Origin of the sequence: uncultured Luteimonas sp., assembly GCF_947492465.1 — a bacterium.
In the GTDB taxonomy this organism is placed as follows: domain Bacteria; phylum Pseudomonadota; class Gammaproteobacteria; order Xanthomonadales; family Xanthomonadaceae; genus Luteimonas.
The window spans coordinates 490,214-507,891 of record NZ_CANLNF010000001.1 but is presented as its reverse complement, the minus strand read 5'-3'; the positions used below and the strand labels follow the sequence as shown (position 1 = coordinate 507,891).

General features: G+C 70.5%; 21 protein-coding genes and 2 pseudogenes. 9 read left to right on the top strand and 14 right to left on the bottom strand.

Annotation, left to right across the window (positions count from 1 at the left end; translation table 11 throughout):
* Positions 1–10 precede the first annotated feature (10 nt).
* Positions 11–607, bottom strand: a pseudogene (gene imuA / locus Q0863_RS02300) (translesion DNA synthesis-associated protein ImuA); the annotation flags it as partial.
* Between the two features lie 2 nt (positions 608–609).
* On the bottom strand, positions 610–1,206 hold the full coding sequence (lexA, locus tag Q0863_RS02295; protein WP_298575858.1) for a transcriptional repressor LexA: 597 nt from the start codon (positions 1,204–1,206) through the stop codon (positions 610–612).
* Between the two features lie 131 nt (positions 1,207–1,337).
* On the opposite strand from lexA, the gene Q0863_RS02290 reads away from it, so the two are divergent.
* Entirely contained in the window at positions 1,338–1,559 is a 222-nt protein-coding gene (locus tag Q0863_RS02290; protein ID WP_298574641.1) for an AbrB/MazE/SpoVT family DNA-binding domain-containing protein, read from the top strand.
* An 8-nt stretch (positions 1,560–1,567) separates the two neighbouring features.
* On the top strand, positions 1,568–1,996 hold the full coding sequence (locus tag Q0863_RS02285) for a type II toxin-antitoxin system death-on-curing family toxin (RefSeq protein ID WP_298574639.1): 429 nt from the start codon (positions 1,568–1,570) through the stop codon (positions 1,994–1,996).
* A 71-nt stretch (positions 1,997–2,067) separates the two neighbouring features.
* Here Q0863_RS02285 and Q0863_RS02280 read toward each other — a convergent pair whose 3' ends face one another.
* The 5 genes from Q0863_RS02280 to Q0863_RS02260 all read right to left on the bottom strand — a co-directional run bounded on the left by Q0863_RS02280 (position 2,068) and on the right by Q0863_RS02260 (position 6,798).
* Positions 2,068–2,628, bottom strand: a complete 561-nt coding sequence (locus Q0863_RS02280) for a cupin domain-containing protein (protein WP_298574637.1) — start codon at positions 2,626–2,628, stop codon at positions 2,068–2,070.
* Positions 2,629–2,713: 85 nt separating this feature from the next.
* Entirely contained in the window at positions 2,714–3,523 is an 810-nt protein-coding gene (locus Q0863_RS02275) for an ABC transporter permease subunit (RefSeq protein ID WP_298574635.1), read from the bottom strand.
* Complete coding sequence (locus Q0863_RS02270; RefSeq protein ID WP_298575855.1) at positions 3,520–4,377, bottom strand: ABC transporter permease subunit; 858 nt, start codon at positions 4,375–4,377, stop codon at positions 3,520–3,522. The genes Q0863_RS02275 and Q0863_RS02270 overlap by 4 nt, the downstream gene beginning before the upstream one ends.
* Before the next feature lie 128 nt (positions 4,378–4,505).
* Positions 4,506–5,651, bottom strand: coding sequence for a polyamine ABC transporter ATP-binding protein (gene potA / locus Q0863_RS02265; protein WP_298574633.1), 1,146 nt, complete (start codon positions 5,649–5,651; stop codon positions 4,506–4,508).
* Positions 5,652–5,655: 4 nt separating this feature from the next.
* Positions 5,656–6,798 (bottom strand): polyamine ABC transporter substrate-binding protein, encoded by a 1,143-nt coding sequence (locus Q0863_RS02260; RefSeq protein ID WP_298574631.1) that lies wholly within the window; start codon positions 6,796–6,798, stop codon positions 5,656–5,658.
* A 141-nt stretch (positions 6,799–6,939) separates the two neighbouring features.
* On the opposite strand from Q0863_RS02260, the gene Q0863_RS02255 reads away from it, so the two are divergent.
* From Q0863_RS02255 to Q0863_RS02245, 3 genes are all read left to right on the top strand, one after another.
* Positions 6,940–7,671, top strand: a complete 732-nt coding sequence (locus tag Q0863_RS02255) for a TorF family putative porin (protein WP_298574629.1) — start codon at positions 6,940–6,942, stop codon at positions 7,669–7,671.
* Between the two features lie 142 nt (positions 7,672–7,813).
* Positions 7,814–9,985, top strand: coding sequence for a catalase (locus Q0863_RS02250; protein WP_298574627.1), 2,172 nt, complete (start codon positions 7,814–7,816; stop codon positions 9,983–9,985).
* A gap of 14 nt (positions 9,986–9,999) precedes the next feature.
* Positions 10,000–11,388, top strand: coding sequence for an MBL fold metallo-hydrolase (locus Q0863_RS02245; RefSeq protein WP_298574625.1), 1,389 nt, complete (start codon positions 10,000–10,002; stop codon positions 11,386–11,388).
* A 46-nt stretch (positions 11,389–11,434) separates the two neighbouring features.
* Here the strand turns inward: Q0863_RS02245 and Q0863_RS02240 are convergent, their stop codons facing one another.
* The 5 genes from Q0863_RS02240 to Q0863_RS02220 all read right to left on the bottom strand — a co-directional run bounded on the left by Q0863_RS02240 (position 11,435) and on the right by Q0863_RS02220 (position 14,161).
* Positions 11,435–11,761 (bottom strand): thioredoxin family protein, encoded by a 327-nt coding sequence (locus Q0863_RS02240; protein WP_298574623.1) that lies wholly within the window; start codon positions 11,759–11,761, stop codon positions 11,435–11,437.
* The gene (locus tag Q0863_RS02235) at positions 11,758–12,162 is read right to left on the bottom strand and encodes a host attachment family protein (protein ID WP_298574621.1); all 405 of its coding nucleotides are present in this window, start codon (positions 12,160–12,162) and stop codon (positions 11,758–11,760) included. The genes Q0863_RS02240 and Q0863_RS02235 overlap by 4 nt, the downstream gene beginning before the upstream one ends.
* 70 nt (positions 12,163–12,232) lie before the next feature.
* Entirely contained in the window at positions 12,233–12,442 is a 210-nt protein-coding gene (locus tag Q0863_RS02230) for a hypothetical protein (RefSeq protein WP_298574619.1), read from the bottom strand.
* Between the two features lie 40 nt (positions 12,443–12,482).
* Positions 12,483–12,659, bottom strand: coding sequence for a hypothetical protein (locus Q0863_RS02225; RefSeq protein WP_298574617.1), 177 nt, complete (start codon positions 12,657–12,659; stop codon positions 12,483–12,485).
* Between the two features lie 71 nt (positions 12,660–12,730).
* Positions 12,731–14,161, bottom strand: a complete 1,431-nt coding sequence (locus tag Q0863_RS02220; protein WP_298574615.1) for an MFS transporter — start codon at positions 14,159–14,161, stop codon at positions 12,731–12,733.
* A gap of 196 nt (positions 14,162–14,357) precedes the next feature.
* On the opposite strand from Q0863_RS02220, the pseudogene Q0863_RS02215 reads away from it, so the two are divergent.
* The 3 genes and pseudogenes from Q0863_RS02215 to Q0863_RS02205 form a co-directional block, all read left to right on the top strand.
* Positions 14,358–14,768 (top strand): annotated as a pseudogene (locus tag Q0863_RS02215) (PAS domain-containing protein); the annotation flags it as partial.
* Positions 14,769–14,897: 129 nt separating this feature from the next.
* Positions 14,898–15,737: an HWE histidine kinase domain-containing protein gene (locus tag Q0863_RS02210; RefSeq protein ID WP_298575852.1), complete on the top strand. Its 840-nt coding sequence runs from the start codon at positions 14,898–14,900 to the stop codon at positions 15,735–15,737.
* Complete coding sequence (locus Q0863_RS02205; protein ID WP_298574613.1) at positions 15,734–16,099, top strand: response regulator; 366 nt, start codon at positions 15,734–15,736, stop codon at positions 16,097–16,099. The genes Q0863_RS02210 and Q0863_RS02205 overlap by 4 nt, the downstream gene beginning before the upstream one ends.
* 69 nt (positions 16,100–16,168) lie before the next feature.
* On the opposite strand, the gene Q0863_RS02200 is transcribed toward Q0863_RS02205, so the two are convergent.
* Positions 16,169–17,059, bottom strand: a complete 891-nt coding sequence (locus Q0863_RS02200) for a DUF72 domain-containing protein (RefSeq protein WP_298574611.1) — start codon at positions 17,057–17,059, stop codon at positions 16,169–16,171.
* A 64-nt stretch (positions 17,060–17,123) separates the two neighbouring features.
* The gene (locus tag Q0863_RS02195) at positions 17,124–17,330 is read right to left on the bottom strand and encodes a hypothetical protein (protein ID WP_298574609.1); all 207 of its coding nucleotides are present in this window, start codon (positions 17,328–17,330) and stop codon (positions 17,124–17,126) included.
* 152 nt (positions 17,331–17,482) lie between these two features.
* Between Q0863_RS02195 and Q0863_RS02190 the strand changes: the two genes are divergently transcribed.
* Entirely contained in the window at positions 17,483–17,674 is a 192-nt protein-coding gene (locus Q0863_RS02190; RefSeq protein WP_298574604.1) for a hypothetical protein, read from the top strand.
* Positions 17,675–17,678: the final 4 nt, after the last annotated feature.

The following is a 17,678-nucleotide window of genomic DNA, read 5'->3' as shown; positions in this document are numbered from 1 at the left end:
CGAACGCCGTCGCCGGCAGCGGGCCGCCGCGGCACTTGCGCACCTGCCAGGCGATGTCGCGCCCGCTGCGCACCGCTTCCAGGCGCAGCGCCGCAGGCGAGGGATTGGCCAGGTGGCGACGGTCGCGCAGGGCGAAGCCCAGGCACTGGCCGCTGTCGGCGGCCACCTGCAGGCGCCGCAGTGCGCGCGCATCGGCCTGTTGTGGCCAGCCCAGCACGGCGGCGCAGGCGCCGCTGCGCAGGCATTGTTCGAACGCCCACAGCGCATCGCGCGGCGAGGCCTCGACGATGCGCAGCTGCGACAGGTCCACGCCGGCCGCCTGCCAGGCCGGCGCATACGGCAGGTACGGCGGCGCCACCAGCACCACCCGCGCCCCGTCCTGGGTACAGCGCGCCAGGGTCGGCAGCAGCAGCGACAGTTCGCCCACGCCATCGGCCGGCAGCAACAGTTCGGTCAGCGCGCGCCGAGGCCAGCCGCCCTGCGGCAGCAGCGCATCGAGCGCGGCATGCCCGGTGGACTCGCCATCGCTGGCGATCGCCGCGCTGCGGCCGGCATGCCACAGCGTGCGCGCGGCCAGCAGGGTCTCGAGGGCAACCACGGCGCTCATGCCTAGCTCCGCCGCACCAGGCCGCAGTACACGCCTTCGATGGCGAAATCCTGGCCGGGGCCGACCTCGATCGGCTGGTGCTCGGGGTTGCGCGGCAGCAGGCGGATGCGCGTGCGCCCGCGCTCCAGCCGCTTGATGGTGATCTCGCCATCGATGCGCGCCACCACCACCTGGCCGTTGCGCGCGTCGCTGGCGCGCTTCACCGCGACCAGGTCGCCGTCGAAGATGCCGTCGTCGCGCATCGATTCGCCCTTCACCTTCAGCAGGTAGTCGGGTTTCTCGGAAAACAGCGCGCGGTCGAGCAGCAGCAGTTCATCGCTGCCGATGTCGGCGCCGATCGGGCTGCCCGCCGCCACCTGGCCCAGCACCGGCAGCGGCAGCTGGTCGGGCCGCCCGGGCAGGCGCAGCCCACGCTTGCGCCCGGCCTGGAGTTCCAGCAGCCCGTCGGCCACCAGCGCCTGCACGTGCTTCTGCGCGGCATTGCGCGAGGCGAAACCGAAGGCGTGGGCGATCTCGGCCAGGCTGGGGGCCCGGCCCGCGGCCAGCTCCTGGCGCAGGAAGGCCAGCACGGCGGCGCGCTGCGGCGGAAGGGTGTCGATCGGGCTCATGGTGTACATTTGTACACCTTCCCGGCGCAGCGCGCGAGACTGGACAAAACCGCCCGGCCGCGCTTGCCAGCCTGCCTACGGGCGGCGCAGTATTACGTTCGTTATAACAGCCAGGCCACGCCATGAAGCTACGGATCACCGCCATCGGCAACTCCGCCGGGATCATCCTGCCCAAGGACCTGCTCGCCCGCCTGCGCCTGGGCAAGGGCGACGAGGTCTACGCGCTGGAGACGCCCGACGGCATCCGCCTGACCGCCTTCGACCCGGAACTGGCCGCGCAGATGGAGGTGGCCGAAGAAGTGATGCGCAAGCGCCGCACCCTGCTCAACAAGCTGGCGCAGTGACGCCGGCCATGATCATCTGGATCAGCAGGACGCTGGCTCTGGCCATCCATGATCGCCAGCTCGCCGAACATGGCGGCGGCAGCGGCGTGCGCGACGACGGCCTGCTCGATTCCGCCCTCGCCCGCCCGCAACAGCTGCAGGCCTATGGCGACCCGCCGCCGGACCTGGCCGCCCTCGCCGCCAGCCTGGCCCATGGCCTGGCACGCAACCATCCGTTCGTCGACGGCAACAAGCGCACTGCTGCCGTGGCATGCGAAGTTTTCGTGATGCTCAACGGCGGCTCCCTGGACGCGGAAGACCACGCCCTCTACCCGCAATACCTGGGATTGGCCGATGGCTCCATCAGCGAAACGGAATTCGCCGCCTGGCTGCGCACGCACCTCACCGTCCGGCACGGCAGCCGCGTGCAGGAGCCGCGCACGGGCAGCCGCCCCTGATGCCGGGCGCGATGCATCCATTCGCATAAGCCGGCGGGGGCCGACTCGCTCTTCCCTCGCCGGTCCCTCTCTCACCTCGCCGGCACGGACGCTTCCGGCGGCGGCCCCAGCCACTGCGGATAGCGCCGCACGAGTTCCATCATCCGCTCCTGGAAGGCGGGATCGCCGCGTCCGACCGTGCGCGCCAGTTCCACCCGGTCGAGGAAGAACCGCTCGAATCCGCCCGGCGACAGCCGCGTCAGCAGGCGCACCGGCTGCTCGTCGGCGCTGCCCTGCGCGTGCACCGTGCCGCGCGGGATGTGCACATAGGATCCGGCCGGCAGCACGTGCGTACGTCCTTCCATCTCCAGCGACAGCGTGCCCTCGAGCACGTAGAAGCTCTCGTCCAGTTCCGGATGCACGTGCGCGGGCGTGCGATACGGCGCCTGCTCGTGCAGCTCGAGCAGCGCATATGCACCGGCGGTGCTGGCCGACGGTACCAGCAGCCGCAGGCTGCCGGCGTCGTAGCGCTGTTCCCCCACCTCGGTGGCGACGATTGCCCGCGAAGGCGACCCGGTCTCCGCGGCCACCACCGGCACGCAGGTCAAAAGCAGGCCCGCCAGGCAGGCACCACGCAGGACGTGGAATGGCATCGGCAGCACTCGGGGACGCGGCAGCTCGCCGCTGTCCAGCACAACGGCTCCCGCCGCCGGCGCCGGTCACTCCGGCCTGCCGCGATCAGCCGCGGTTGCGCCTGGCGTCCAGCCGGTGCATCACGCCCCCCGCCACCGCCACGCCCACCGCCACCACGCTGATGATCAGCGTCGCCAGCGCGTTGATCTCCGGGGTCACCCCGAGCTTGACCTTGGAGTAGATCAGCATCGGCAGCGTGCTCGCGCCCGGTCCCGAGGTGAAGCTGGCGATCACCAGGTCGTCCAGCGACAGGGTGAAGGCCAGCAGCCAGCCGGCCAGCAAGGCCGGCGCGATCAATGGCAGGGTGATCAGGAAGAACACCCGCCACGGGCGTGCGCCCAGGTCCATCGCCGCCTCTTCCAGGCTGCGGTCGAGCGAGGTCAGGCGGGAGCGCACCACCACGGTGACGTAGCAGGTGGTCAGGGTGATGTGCGCCAGCATGATCGTGGTCATGCCGCGCTGCGGCCAGCCGGTCATCTGCTGCAGCGACACGAACAGCAGCAGCGACGACAGGCCCAGCATCACGTCGGGCATCACCATCGGCGCGGAGTTCATCAGGCTCAGCACGCCGCGCCCCGGAAAGCGCCCGAAGCGCGACAGCGCCATGCCGCTGGCCGTGCCCAGGAACACCGCGGCGGTGGCGGCCGTGGCCGAGATCACCAGGCTGCGCCCGAGCGCATCGAGGATCTGCTGGTTGCCGAACAGTTCGCCATACCAGCGCAAAGAGAACCCGCCCCACACCGTCGCCAGCCGCGAGGCGCTGAACGAATACACGATCACCGAGATGATCGGGATGTAGAGGAAGGCGTAGCCGGCGGCGATCACCGCCCACAGCCACCACGACTGCCGCTTCATGCCCCGGCCTCGCGCTGTTCGCGCCGGTTCTCGATGTACTCGAACACCAGGGTCGGGATCACGATCAGCAGCAGCATGGCCACCGCCACCGCCGAGGCCAGGGGCCAGTCGCGGTTGGTGAAGAACTCGGTCCACAGCACCCGGCCGATGGTCAGCGCGTCCGGGCCGCCGAGCAGGTCGGGGATCACGAACTCGCCCACCGCCGGAATGAACACCAGCAGGCAGCCGGCGATGATGCCGGGCAACGACAGCGGCAGGGTGATGCGCAGGAACGCATGCACCGGCTTCGCGCCGAGGTCCGCGGCCGCCTCGAGCAGGGTGAAGTCGAGCCGCATGAGCGTCGCCGCCAGCGGCAGCACCATGAACGGCAGGTAGTTGTAGACGATGCCGATGTACACCGCGAGGTTGCTGTGCAGCACCGCCTCGCCCGGATCCAGCACGCCGACCGCCACCAGCGCCGTGGACAGCCAGCCGTTCGCCTTGAAGATGCCGATCATCGCGTAGGTGCGCAGCAGCGAGCTGGTCCAGAACGGCAGGATCACCAGCATCATCAGCACCAGCCGCATCACCGGCCTGGCGCGTGCGATGCCGTAGGCCATGGGATAGCCGATCAGCAGGCAGAACAGGGTCGAGACGCCGGCGAACAGCAGCGACCGCAGGTAGGCCGCCACGTAGAGCGGATCCTGCAGCAGCAGCGCATAACTCGAGATGTGCACGCGCAGCGACATCGCGCCGTCGCCGGCCTGTTCGAGCAGCGGCGTGTACGGCGGCACCTGGCCGAACACCGCCTCGGCGAAGCTGATCCGGGCCACGATCAGGAACGGCACGGCGAAGAACAGGCCCAGCCACAGCATCGGGACGAGCTTGACCAGCAGCCGCCCGCGGCGGGTGCGGAACTCGTCGCGCACCACGCGGAAGAAGCCGAACAGGTTGCGGACCACGTCGGCCCAGAAGTTCCAGGCCTGGTCGGGGCGCTGCGCGCTCACGAGGCCAGCACCACCGCGCCGGTGGCCGGCCAGCTCAGCCACAGCGTGTCGCCCCAGTCGTAGTGCGGCTCGGAGCTGCGTTCGACGTGGGTTTCCTGCACGCGCAGGGTCGCGCCGGTTTCCGTCTGCACGTGGTAGATCGACACGTCGCCGAGGTAGGCGATGTCGCGCACCTTGCCCACCGCCACGTTGTCCGCGTCCGGGCGCTGCTCGTGCACGTCGATCTTCTCCGGCCGCACCGCCACGCTCACCGCGGTGCCCTCGGGGAGGAAGTCGGTGTGCCGCGCGAGCACCGGTTCGGCCAGGCTGTCGCACTGCACGCGCACCAGGCCCGCGTCGGGGTCGTGCGAGAGCACGCGACCCTCGAACAGGTTGATGCCGCCGATGAACTCGGCCACGAAGCGCGTGGCCGGGAACTCGTACAGCGCCGCCGGCGTGGACACCTGCACGATGCGGCCGGCATCCATCACCGCGATGCGCGAGGACATCGTCATCGCCTCTTCCTGGTCGTGGGTGACCATGATGAAGGTGGTGCCGACCTGCTCCTGGATGTTGACCAGCTGGAACTGGGTGCGCTCGCGCAGGCGCTTGTCGAGCGCGCCCAGCGGTTCGTCGAGCAGCAGCAGCTTGGGCTGCCGCGCCAGTGCGCGGGCCAGTGCGGCGCGCTGGCGCTGGCCGCCGGAGAGCTGGTCGGGCTTGCGGTTGCCCAGCTGCGGCATCTGCACCAGTTCCAGCATCGCCTGCACGCGGTCGCGGATCTCGCCGGCCGGCAGGCGGTCCTGCTTGAGGCCGAAGGCGATGTTCTGCGCCACGGTCATGTGCGGGAACAGCGCGTAGCTCTGGAACATCATGTTGACCGGCCGCTGGTACGGCGGCAGCGCGGTCACGTCCACGCCGTCGATCAGCACCCGCCCCCTGTCGGGCGTCTCGAAGCCGGCCAGCACCCGCAGCAGGGTGCTCTTGCCCGAGCCCGAGCCGCCGAGCAGGGCGAAGAACTCGCCGCGATAGACATCCAGCGAGATGTCGTCGCAGGCGTAGAACTTGCCGAAGGTCTTGGTGACCTCTTCGATGCGCACGAAAGGCTGCGCCGTGGCGTCGCGCCACGGCTCGACTGGCGCGGTGGCGCGGGCGGGCGCGGCCACGGGTCTAGCGTCCGCTCTTGATCGCCGTCCAGGCGCGCACGCGCTGGCGCTGCACGTCCTCGGGCAGCGACACCGGATCGACCAGCTTCGCGCGCACCTCAGCGGACGGGTACACGCCCTGGTCGGAGGCGATATCGGCATCGACCAGCGCGGTCGCATCCTTGTTGGCGTTGGCGTAGGCCACGTAGTCGGTGACCTTGGCGATCACCTCGGGCTGCAGCAGGTAGTCGATGAAGGCGTGCGCGTTGTCGGCGTGCGGCGCGTCCTTCGGGATCGCGATCACGTCCATCCAGCGGATCGCGCCCTCCTTCGGAATCACGTAGCGGATGTCCGGCGCCGGCTGGCCGGTGGCTTCGGCCGCTTCGGCAGCGACGTCGCGCGCCTGGCCGATGTCGCCCGAATAGCCCATCACCAGGCAGGCGTCGCCGTTGGCCAGCGCATCCTTGTAGGCGGCGTTGTTGAAGGTGCGCACGTGCGGGCGGATCGCCGCGTAGGCCTGCTTCACCCGCTCGATGTCCTCCACGGCGCCGGCGTTGGGATCCCTGCCCAGCCAGATCAGCGCGGCGCCGAACGTCTCCTGGTCGTCGTCGAGCACGTGGATGCCGCACGAGGCGAGCTTTTCCGCATTGGCCGGATCGAACAGCAGCGCCCACGAATCCAGCGGCGCATCCGGACCCAGCGCGGCCTGCACCTTGTCCACGTTGATGCCCAGGCCGGTAGTGCCCCACATGTACGGCACGACGTGGGCGTTGTCCGGATCGATGTCGGTCAGGCCGGCCAGCACGTCCTCGTCCAGGTGGCTCCAGTGCGGCAGCCTGGCCTTGTCCAGCGGCGCGTACAGCCCCGCCCCGATCTGGCGCTGGGCGAACGGGCGCGCCGACGGAAACACCACGTCGTAGCCGGAGCTGCCGGTGGTCAGCTTGGTCTCGAGCGTCTCGTTCTCCGAATAAACGTCGTAGTTGACCTTGATCCCGGTCGCCTGCTCGAAGCCTTCGATGGTGTCCTCGGCCACATAGTCGGACCAGTTGTAGACATTGAGCTCCTTGCCGGCCTCGCCACCCGCAGCGCCGTCACCGGAACCACCGCCACAGGCGGCGAGCAGCAGGGCGCAGGCAAGCGGGGCAAGGCGGATCGGGGCTGGGCGCATCGGGGCGGTTCCTGTACGGATTGGGGGCCGGCGGGCGCGCCCGCCGCAGGGGCGCATGGTAAGCCCTGCGCCCCGGGCGCGCATGGGACGGTGGGCCGCGCGCGTGTATCGTATGCGCCCCCTACGCCTCCCGACACGCCCATGCGCCTCGCTCCCAGCTGCCTGCTGCTCGCCCTCGCCGCCACGCCCGGCCTCGCCCTCGCCCAGGAGGCAGCGGACGACGGCGTCTGGTCGGTGGAAGGCGGCGTGACCGCCGTCAGCGACTTCGTCTGGCGCGGCGTCACCCAGACCGACGGCGATCCGGCCCTGCAGGGCGAGGTCACCGTCTCGCACGCCAGCGGCTTCTACGCCGGCGCATGGGCATCGACGGTGGACTTCGGCGACCCCGACGACGGAATCGACCACGAGATCGACCTCTACGCCGGCTGGGCGGGCGAACTGGGCGAAGGCACCGAACTGGACCTGTCGGTCACGCGTGTCCGCTACCCGGGCGTGAACGAAGGCTACGAACTCGACTACACCGAATTCGCCGCGACCCTGTCGTTCGCCGATTACTACACCGTCGGCGTCGCCTACTCGCCCGACATCTTCCAGCTCGGCGACAAGGGCATCTACTACAGCGCCGCGGCCGAGTATCCGCTCGGCGACAGCGGCCTCGGCCTCAAGCTTTCCACCGGCTGGTACGACCTGGACGATGCCGCCGGCGACAGCTACGGCGATTGGCTGGTGGGACTGACCCGCAGCTTCGGCCCGATCGACGCCGAACTGCATTACACCGACACCGTCAGCTACGGCGAAGCGCTGGCCGAGAACCTCGACGACGCGGACAAGGCCGATGGCCGCCTGGCGCTGCAGCTGACCTGGGGATTCTGAGGCCGGTCGCCTCCGCCTCCGCGGAAGGCGACCAGGAGCGGCCAGCGCCGGGAACGCATCTGCGGCGGTGCCCGGCGCCCCATGCGCGGCGATCACGCCGCGGCCTGCACGATGGGGCGGATCCCGAGACGGAACCGCCCGCATGGCCAACGACCGCACCCCCACCTCCACGGCGCCCGGCACCCAGCCCGGACGCGACGCCCGCCCACCCGTCGACAACGCGCCCGGCACCGTCGGCCGCCGCGCCGACGGCGACCCGGAGGCCGACGCGCCGCGCGGCAACGGTGGCGAGTACCAGCAGCCGGCCGGCGGCCCACGGCCGCAGCTGACCACCAACCAGGGCGTGGTGATCGCCGACAACCAGAATTCGCTGCGGCAGGGCCCGGGCGGCCCCACCCTGCTGGAGGATTTCATCCTTCGCGAGAAGCTCACCCACTTCGACCACGAGCGCATCCCCGAGCGCATCGTCCACGCGCGCGGTTCCGCGGCGCACGGCTGGTTCGAGCTCACCGATTCGCTGGCGCAATACACGCGCGCCGGGCTGTTCACCGAAGTCGGCAAGCGCACACCGGTATTCGCGCGCTTCTCCACCGTGGCCGGCAGCAAGGGCTCCGTGGACACGCCGCGCGACGCGCGCGGCTTCGCGGTCAAGTTCTATACCGACGAGGGCAACTACGACCTGGTCGGCAACAACATCCCGGTGTTCTTCATCCAGGACGCGATGAAGTTCCCCGACCTGGTGCATGCGGTCAAGCCCGAACCCGACCGCGGCTTCCCGCAGGCCACCGCCGCCCACGACACGTTCTGGGACTTCATCTCGCTCACGCCCGAATCCATGCACATGGTGATGTGGGCGATGAGCGACCGCGCCATCCCGCGCTCGCTGCGGATGATGGAGGGTTTCGGCGTGCACAGCTTCCGCTTCCTCACGGAAGACGGCACCAGCACCTTCGTCAAGTTCCACTGGCGGCCGAAACTGGGGCTGCAGTCCACGGTGTGGGACGAGGCGGCCAAGCTGCAGGCCGCCGACAACGACTACCACCGCCGCGACCTGTTCGAGGCGATCCAGGCGGGCAACTACCCGGAATGGGAACTGGGCGTGCAGCTGTTCACCGAGGAGGAAGCCGAGGCGTTCCCCTTCGACCACCTGGACCCCACCAAGATCGTCCCCGAAGCGCTGGTGCCGGTGCGGATCGTCGGCCGCATGGTGCTCGACCGCTGGCCGGACAACTTCTTCGCCGAGACCGAACAGGTGGCGTTCTGCCCCGCCAACCTGGTCCCCGGCATCGACTTCTCCAACGACCCGCTGCTGCACGGTCGCATCTTTTCCTACCTCGACACCCAGCTGATCCGCCTGGGCGGACCCAACTTCCACCAGATCCCGGTCAACCAGCCGCGCTGCCCCTTCGCCAACCACCAGCGCGACGGCCACATGCAGATGCAGATCCCGAAGGGGCGGGTGAACTACGAACCCAGCTCGCTGCAGGAGGACAGCCCGCGCGCGGACGCGCGTGCCGGTTTCCGCAGCCACGCCTCGCGCGCCGACGACGGCGCCAAGGGGCGCCTGCGCCCGGAGAGCTTCGCCGACCACTACAGCCAGGCGCGCATGTTCTTCCGCAGCCTGGAGGCGCCCGAGCAGGCGCACCTGGCTTCGGCCCTGGTGTTCGAACTGTCGAAGGTGGAAACGCCGAAGGTGCGCGAACGCATGGTCGGCCAGCTGCGCAACATCGACGCCTCGCTGGCGCAGAGAGTGGCCGACGGGCTGGGGCTGGACGTGCTGCCCGAAGCGCCGCCGGCCGCGGTGCCCGCGCGCGACATGCCGCCGGCGCCGGAGGTGCGGACCATCGGGCGGATGAAGCAGACGCTCGAAGGCCGTTGCGTCGGCATCCTGTTCGACGAGGGCAGCGATGCAGCCGCACTCGATGCGCTGGTGGAGGCCTGCCTTGCCGAGGGCGCCAGCGTGAAGCTCGTCGCTCCCCGACTGGGAGGTGCGACGCTCTCCGACGGCCGCAGGCAGCCGGCCGATGCGCAGCTGGCCGGCGCACCGTCGGTGGTCTTCGACGCCGTCGCCATCGTGCTCGCCGCCGAGGCCGGGGCCAGGCTGGCGAAGGAATCCGCTGCGGTGGACTTCGCCGCCTTCGCCTGGGCGCACCTGAAGGCCATCGCCTTCGATGCGGGGGCCGCGCCGGTCCTGGAGGCCGCCAACGTGGGTCGCGATGCCGCGATCGTCGATGCCGCCGACAGCGCCGCGTTCGTCTCGGCCGCCAGGACGCGACAGTGGTCGCGCGAGCCGAAGCTGCGCACCCTGGCCTGACCGGAGTCAGGTCCATGTTCCTGCACAAGATCAAGTCCGAAGGACTGGCCCACCTGTCCTACATCCTGGGCGACGGCGACGAGGCCGTCGTCATCGATCCGCGCCGCGACGTCGACTGCTACATCGACATCGGCGCGCGCGAAGGCGTGCGCATCACCCGCATCTTCGAAACCCACCGCAACGAGGATTACGTGATCGGCTCGGTGGAACTGGCCACGCGTACCGGCGCCAGCATCCACCACGGCCATGCGCTGGACTTCGGCTATGGCGAGGATGTACGCGAAGGCGACTGCTTCGAATGCGGCGCGCTGCGCCTGCGCGTGCTGGAAACCCCCGGACACACGCCCGAGAGCATCTCGCTGGTGCTCACCGACGGCAATCAGGGCGACACGCCCGTGGGGGTGTTCACCGGCGATGCGCTGTTCGTGGGCGATGTCGGCCGCACCGACCTCATCGAGGGCCGCGAGCGGGAGATGGCCGAGGCGCTGCACCGCTCGCTGTTCGACAAGCTGCTGCCGCTGGGCGACCAGGCCCTGCTCTACCCGGCCCACGGCGCCGGTTCGGTGTGCGGCGAGAACATGGCCGACCGCGAATTCTCCACGCTGGGACACGAGCGCGCGCACAACCCGCTGCTGCAGGTCGCCGACCGAGAGGCCTTCGTGCGTCGCAAGCTGGACGAACACCACTACGTCCCGCCCTACTTCCGGCAGATGGAACGCCTCAACCAGTGCGGCGCACCGGTGCTGCACCACCTGCCACCGCCTGCCCCGCTCCCGCCCGACGCGTTCGAAGCGCGCCGCAAGGGTGGCGCGCGCGTGGTGGACCTGCGCAGCGCGCAGGCCTTCGCCGGAACCCACGTACCGGGCAGCCTGGCGCTGCCGCTGCCGCTGCTTCCGGCCTATGCCGGCTACCTGCTCGGCTACGACGAGGACCTGCTGCTGGTGGCCGAGGACGCGGACGCGGCGCGGGAGGCGGTGGCACGCCTGGCGCGCATGGACTACACGCGCGTCGCCGGCTACCTCAAGGGCGGCCTGGGCGAGTGGGAGAGCAGCGGCCGCGAGTTCGGCAGCATCGATGCGGTGCATGCCGCGGATCTCGATGCACGCCTGCAGTCTCCCGAACCTCCGCTGCTGCTCGACGTGCGCAAGATCACCGAGTACCGGGACAAGCGCCTGCGCGGTGCCACGCACGTCTTCCTCGGCCACCTGCCCGCGCGCATCTGCGAGCTGCCGCGCGACCGCCCCATCGTCACCTTCTGCGGAAGCGGCCAGCGCGCCATCGTGGCCGCATCGCTGCTGCGGGCCGCGGGCATCGCGCACGTGGAGAACGCGTTCGGCTCGATGGCCGCCTGCGAGGCCATCGGCTGCAGGACGCTGGAATCGGGCGAAACAACGGCGGAATGAGGACCGCGCAGCGGTCCGCCGGATCGGGCCGGTCCCGGCGACCGGCTCAGTCCTCCAGCACGCGCTCCAGCGGTTCCAGGTCCGCCCGCGAGACGGGACGCACCGCCCGCGCGAGTTCCTCGCCCGAACGCAGCAGCACCAGCGTCGGCCACAGCTTCACGCCGAAGGCGCGGCCCAGTGGCTTGCCGCGCCCGTCCTCGATCTTGAGATGGATCACGCCTTCCCTGCCCTCGAGCAGCCCGCGCAGGGCCGGCTGCGCCGCGCGACAGTGTCCGCACCACGGCGCGCCGAACTCGAGCAGCACCAGGTCCGGCGCGGCATCGATGTCCGCGCGCGCCGGCTCCACCACCTCGTATTCGTTGCGATAGCTCAAAGCGGCGCCCGCAGCGCGCGCTCGATGTCCTCCAGCGGCGCATTGGTGAGAGTCTTGGGCACCTCGACGATCAGGCGCGCCTGCACTTCCTTGTGCAGCAGCGGACGCATCCGCCCGAGCGTGGTGGGATCGGCCGCCAGCACCAGGTGTTCGTACTGGTGCTTGAGCGCGCCGTCGTTGAGCGCGAGCGCCAGCTGCTTGGCGAAGGTGGCCTCGTCGATCTGCTGGCCCGTCGACTCGCCGGGCATGCTCCCGGCAGGACCGTCGTCGTCCATGTTCATCAGTTCGCGCAGTTCCACCTGGTGCAGCGCCACCGCGCGTTCGTCGCCGCGGTTGCGGAACAGGCGCGCGCCGGTGCCATCGGCAACGACCACCAGGGTATTGGAAGGAACCAGGGTCATGCTGTCTCCGTCATCGGGAATCGGGCCACCACCTTCGGCGAGGCCGCATCAACGCGGCGTGACCCGCGCCTTACGCCGGGTCCTTGTCCGGTCCGCCTTCGGCTTCGGGATCCGGCGGTGCGTGCCGCTGCGCGCCGCCTTCGTGACGGGGCATGCGGTCCTTGCCGAACGGCGAGAAGCTGTTGCGGTCGCCACTGCCGTGCGGATAGGCGCGCGGCTCGCGGTCGGGCTGGTCCGGCGCGGGCGTGGATGCGCGCCTGTCGTCGTGCTTGTCGGTCATCGCGGTCTCCTGATTGCTCGAGGTTGCGTGATCGCCAGGCTCAGTCCTGGCGCGGCCGCCGGTCCGGTGCGCGATCCGGGCCGGAACCCGGATCCTGTCGCGGCTGCTCACCCGGCCGCTGCCCGGGCGCCTGTTTTTCCGGGTTGGCCGGATGCGGTTCCTGCCTGGGGGGCAGCGGTTCCGGTTCGATGCCGTTGTCGTCCGGTCTGTTCGTCATCTGCGTGCTCCTGCGGTGCGGCACACGTTGCTCCGGCCCCGATGCAGGACACGTGAGGGCGAGCCGCGCATTCAGGCCTGCGGCCGGCCCTCGGCCTTGGGTTCGCTCACTTCGCGACCGGCCTCGGCGCGGCCCGCCATCTCCGCGCCCGCGTCCGGCGCGAGCTTGCGCATCTGCAGCACCGACACCAGCGACACCAGGCCCACCGTCAGGAACGCGAACGTGAAGTTGATCGGCGCGTCGTCGCCGGCACCGGTGAGCCGGCCGGCGATGCTCAGTGCAAAGCCGCCCAGGGTCACGCCCAGCGCCAGCGAGAGCTGCTGCACCATCGCGGCCAGGCTGCTGGCCTGGCTCAGGCGCGCCTGGTCGATCTCGGCATAGGCGATGGCGTTGATGCTGGTGAACTGCAGCGAGCGCAGGAAACCGCTGGCCAGCAGCACGCCCACCATCAGCGCGTAGGGCGTGTCGGCGCGGAACAGGCCGAAGCCGCACAGCAGCAGCGACGCCAGCAGCCCATTCCAGACCAGCACCGGGCGGAAGCCGAAGATGCGCAAGATGCGCGGCGCCACCACCTTCATCACCATCGCGCCGGCGGTGGAGGTGAAGGTGACCAGGCCCGACTCGAGCGGATCGAGCCCGAAACCCAGCTGCAGCATCAGCGGCAGCAGGAATGGCGTGGCGCCGATGCCGATGCGGAACAGCGAACCGCCGAGCACGCCGGCGCGGTAAGTCGGGACGCGCAGCAGGTCCAGCCGCAGCAGCGGGTGCGGATGGCGAGCGGCATGGCGCACGTAGGCGGCGAGCAGCGCGGTTCCCAGGAGCATGGCGCCTGCGAGCGCGACACCGGGCACCAGGCCGCGTCCGATCGCCGACAGGCCGAACATCGCCAGCGCCAGGCCACCGGCCGACAGCAGGAAGCCGCGCCAGTCCAGCGGCCCGACCGGCTGCCGCAGCATGGGGATGTGGCGCCACGCCAGCCACATCCCGAGCAGGCCCATCGGCAGGTTGATCAGGAAGATGAAGCGCCAGTGCGCGTAGGTGGTGATCGCTCCGCCGAGCACCGGGCCCAGCATCGGCCCCAGCATCGCCGGCACGGTGAGCCAGCTGAGCGCGCGCACCAGTTCCGACTTCTCCACGCTGCGCAGCAGCACCAGCCGCCCGACCGGCACCATCATCGCCCCGCCCACGCCCTGCACGAAGCGGCCCGCGACCAGTTCGCCCAGTCCGTCGCTCGCCGCGCAGCCGAGCGAACCGAGCAGGAATACGCCGATCGCGCCCATGAATACCGGCTTGGCGCCAAAGCGGTCGGCCACCCAGCCGCTGACCGGGATGAAGATCGCCAATGCCAGCATGTACGTGGTCAGCGCCAGCTTCAGCGCCACCGGCTCCACGCCCAGGTCGGCCGCGATCTGCGGCAGCGAGGTGGAAATCGCCGTGGAATCCATGTTCTCGATGAACAGGGCGGTGGCGATGATCAGCGGGAGCAGGCGTTGTGGGGACAAGAGCTGCGGGGGCGGGAAAATGCCGGCCATTGTGCCCCTGCGGGGGCGAGGCGCGGCGTGAGCGCACGCGCGTGCGCAGATTCCGCTGCGCCGATGCGCCGCAGCCCGCCGCGACGGCCGCATTCACGGCACCCCCACGCCGGATTCGTAGATTTGCGCGGAAGCACAACTGCGCGGAGAGCGCTTGGACACTCCGCTGGAGCCCCAGGACCACATCGAGGCAAATGCAAGGCTGCGCCTGTACGAGACGATCCTGGCGGCCGTCCCGGACCTGGTGTACGTCTTCGACCTGCAGCACCGCTTCATCTATGCCAACCCGGCGCTTCTGGCCATGTGGGGCCTGGAGTGGGAGCAGGCGCAGGGCAGGACCTGCCTGGAACTGGGTTACGAACCCTGGCACGCCGCGATGCACGACGACGAGATCGAACGTGTCGTCGCCACCCGTGCCCCGATCCGCAACGACGTGCCCTTCCATCACAGCACGCTGGGCTGGCGCGTCTACGACTACATCTTCATTCCCGTCTTCGGTCCCGACGGGCAGGTCGAAGCGGTGGCCGGCACCACCCGCGACGTCACCGAACGCAAGCAACAGGAAGACGCGCTGCGCCGCAGCGAGCAGCGCCTGAGCGCGATCGTCAACGCCAGCTCCGACCTGATCTTCCGGCTCTGCCCGGACTGGCGCGAGCTCGAGCTGGTGGGCGGGGACGCCGTCACCGACCTGCCGCGCGGCCAACGCATGGGCTGGTCGCCCGAACGCATCCACCCCGAGGACCGGACCCAGGCGCTGGAAGCCATGCAGCGGGCCCGCGACACCCTGACGCCGTACCGGTCGCAGCATCGCGTGGCGCTGCGCAGCGGCGAATGGACCTGGATCGAGTCGCGCGCGGTGCCGGTGCACGCGCGCGACGGAAGCGTCTCCGAATGGTTCGGCGCGGCCACCGACATCACCGAGCGCGTCCGCCACGAGGAGCACCTGCGCCTGATGGTCGACGAGCTCAACCACCGGGTGAAGAACACGCTGGCGATCGTGCAGTCGATGGTGTCGCAGACGCTGCGCACCTGCAGCGACCACGACCAGGCCGTCGCGATGATCGAGTCGCGCCTGCGCACGGTGGCGGCCACCCACGACATGCTCACGCACGAGAAATGGACCGGGGCGCCGCTCGCGCAGATCGTGCGTCTGGCCATGGGCGACTGCCTCGACGGGGACAGCACGCGGCTGGACATGCAGGGTCCGGCGGTGAGCCTGGACCCCCGGCGCGCGGTGGCGCTGTCGATGGCGCTGCACGAACTGTGCAGCAATGCGACCCGGCACGGCGCGCTGTCCGTCCCCCAGGGTCGGGTCCGCATCCACTGGTGGCTGGAACGCGACGGCGACGGCGCGCGTCTGGTGCTGGACTGGCAGGAGTCCGGCGGCCCGGTCGTGCATCCGCCCGCGCGCGTCGGGTTCGGCACCCGCCTGCTGCAGCGTGGACTGCAGCACGACATGGCCGGCAAGGTGGACCTGGCCTTCCTTCCCGAGGGCGTGCGCTGCCGCGTCGAAGCACCCCTCCCCGAACTGCAGGCCACGCCATGATGCGCCAGGTATTCCTCGTCGAAGACGAATCGCTGCTCGTGATGGTGCTCGAAGACATGCTGCCCGAGCTGGGCTACGAGGTGGTCGCGTCCGCGTACTCGGTGGATTCCGCGCTGCGGACGCTGGAAGCCCACGAGCCGGACCTGGCGATCCTCGACGTCAACCTCGGCGGCGCCCGCTCCTTCCCGGTGGCCGACGCGCTCGCCATCCGCGGCATCCCGTTCGTGTTCGCGTCCGGCTACGGCGAATCCATCCTGCCCGACCGCCACGCCAGCGCGCTGCTGGTGCCCAAGCCCTACGGCCGGCAGGAACTGGAGGCGGCGCTGGCGAAGCTGCCGCCCAGGCGCGCCGTGTCACCCTGATCCGGGGGCAGTTCTGCGGTGGTAGCCAACACATGGTCGGCCGCTGCGCGGGACGGGCAGTGCCGTGCCTCAGGCGCCCGCCGGCCCCTCGCCCAGCCGCTGCGCCAGCGCCAGTGCGTCGAACGGGGCATGCACCTTGGCGTCGTTGTCGAAATAGCAGTACACGTCGCGCGGCATGCGCGGCACCGCGGCAGCCGTCGCGCGATGCGCGCCGCGCGGCTGCCCGCCGCGCTGCCATGCGCGGATCCGGCGCGCCCAGTCCGCCAGTGCCGCCTCGCCATAGCCGCTGACATACAGTTCGGCGTCGCCGTGCAGGCGGAGGTACATGAAGTCGCCGGTCACCTCCTCCACCCACGGCCAGCGGCCCGCGGTATCGGCCACCACCAGCGCCATGCCGCGCGCGCGCAGCATGTCGACGAACAGAGGATCGACGAAGCTCTCGTGGCGCACCTCGAAGGCATGGCGCAGCGGTCCGTGCTCGCGCGGCGTCAGGACTGCGCGGCCCTTCAGTCGCGAGGCGTCGCGACGGCCCGCCAGGCGCGATGCCGCTTCGGTATCGGCCGGCAGCAGCTCGATGAAGGCTTCCATGCGGGCCGCGTCGAACCGCATCCGTTCCGGGAACTGCCACAGGAACGGCCCCAGCTTCGACCCCAGCGCCAGCAGGCCCTGCGCGTAGAACGTCGCCAGCGCCTGCTCCACTCCGCGCAGCCGCAGCATGTGGGTGATGTAGCGGCTGCCCTTGACCGCGAACACGAAGTCGTCCGGCGTCTCGTCGTACCAGCGACGGTAGCTGTCGGGATGCTGCAGCGAGTAGAAGCTGCCGTTGAGCTCGACCGTGGAGAAGCAGCGCGAGGCGTGTTCCAGCTCGCGCCGCTGCGCCAGGCCCTTCGGGTAGAAACGGCCACGCCAGCGCGGGTAGCGCCAGCCGGAAATGCCGATGCGGATGCGTCCACTGGCCATCGACGGCGCGAGCCTTCAGCGGCGGCGATGCAGACCGCTACCGGGCCGGCGCATGCTGCCGGCGTCAGGCCCCGGCCAGGCCACCGCCCGCACGCCCGGGCAAGGCGCCGTCGTCTTCGGCATCGGGATCCTCCAGGTCGCCCACTTCGCGGTCCAGGCCCGCCTGCGGATCGGGTGCGTGCGGCTTGCGCGTCGCGCCTTCCGCCAGATCGTCGGTGCCAGGCGCGCCGCCCTGGCGGTGCCGCGGCTGGCTGTCGTTGCGTGCTGTCATCTCGCGCTCCTGCATGCGGGACGCCCGAGGCTAGCGCCGCGCGCGTGAGCGGGCGATGCACGCCGCCAGTCCGGCGGTCCGACGCACGGAACGCCGACGCGACGACGCCGATGGGAAGATGGGCGTCCCGCCAACGCCAGGAGGCGACCCGCATGACGCCACTCGACAAGCCGCTGCGCCGCGAGGTCCTGATCGACGACGCGCCGTACACGCTCACCATCGACCCGGACGGGCTGAAGCTGGTGCCGAAGGGCAAGCGCAAGGGCCTGGAACTGCGCTGGAGCGAGCTGGTCAGCGGCGACGCGGCGCTGGCCGCCGCCCTGCAGGCCTCGCTCGAGGACTGAGGTC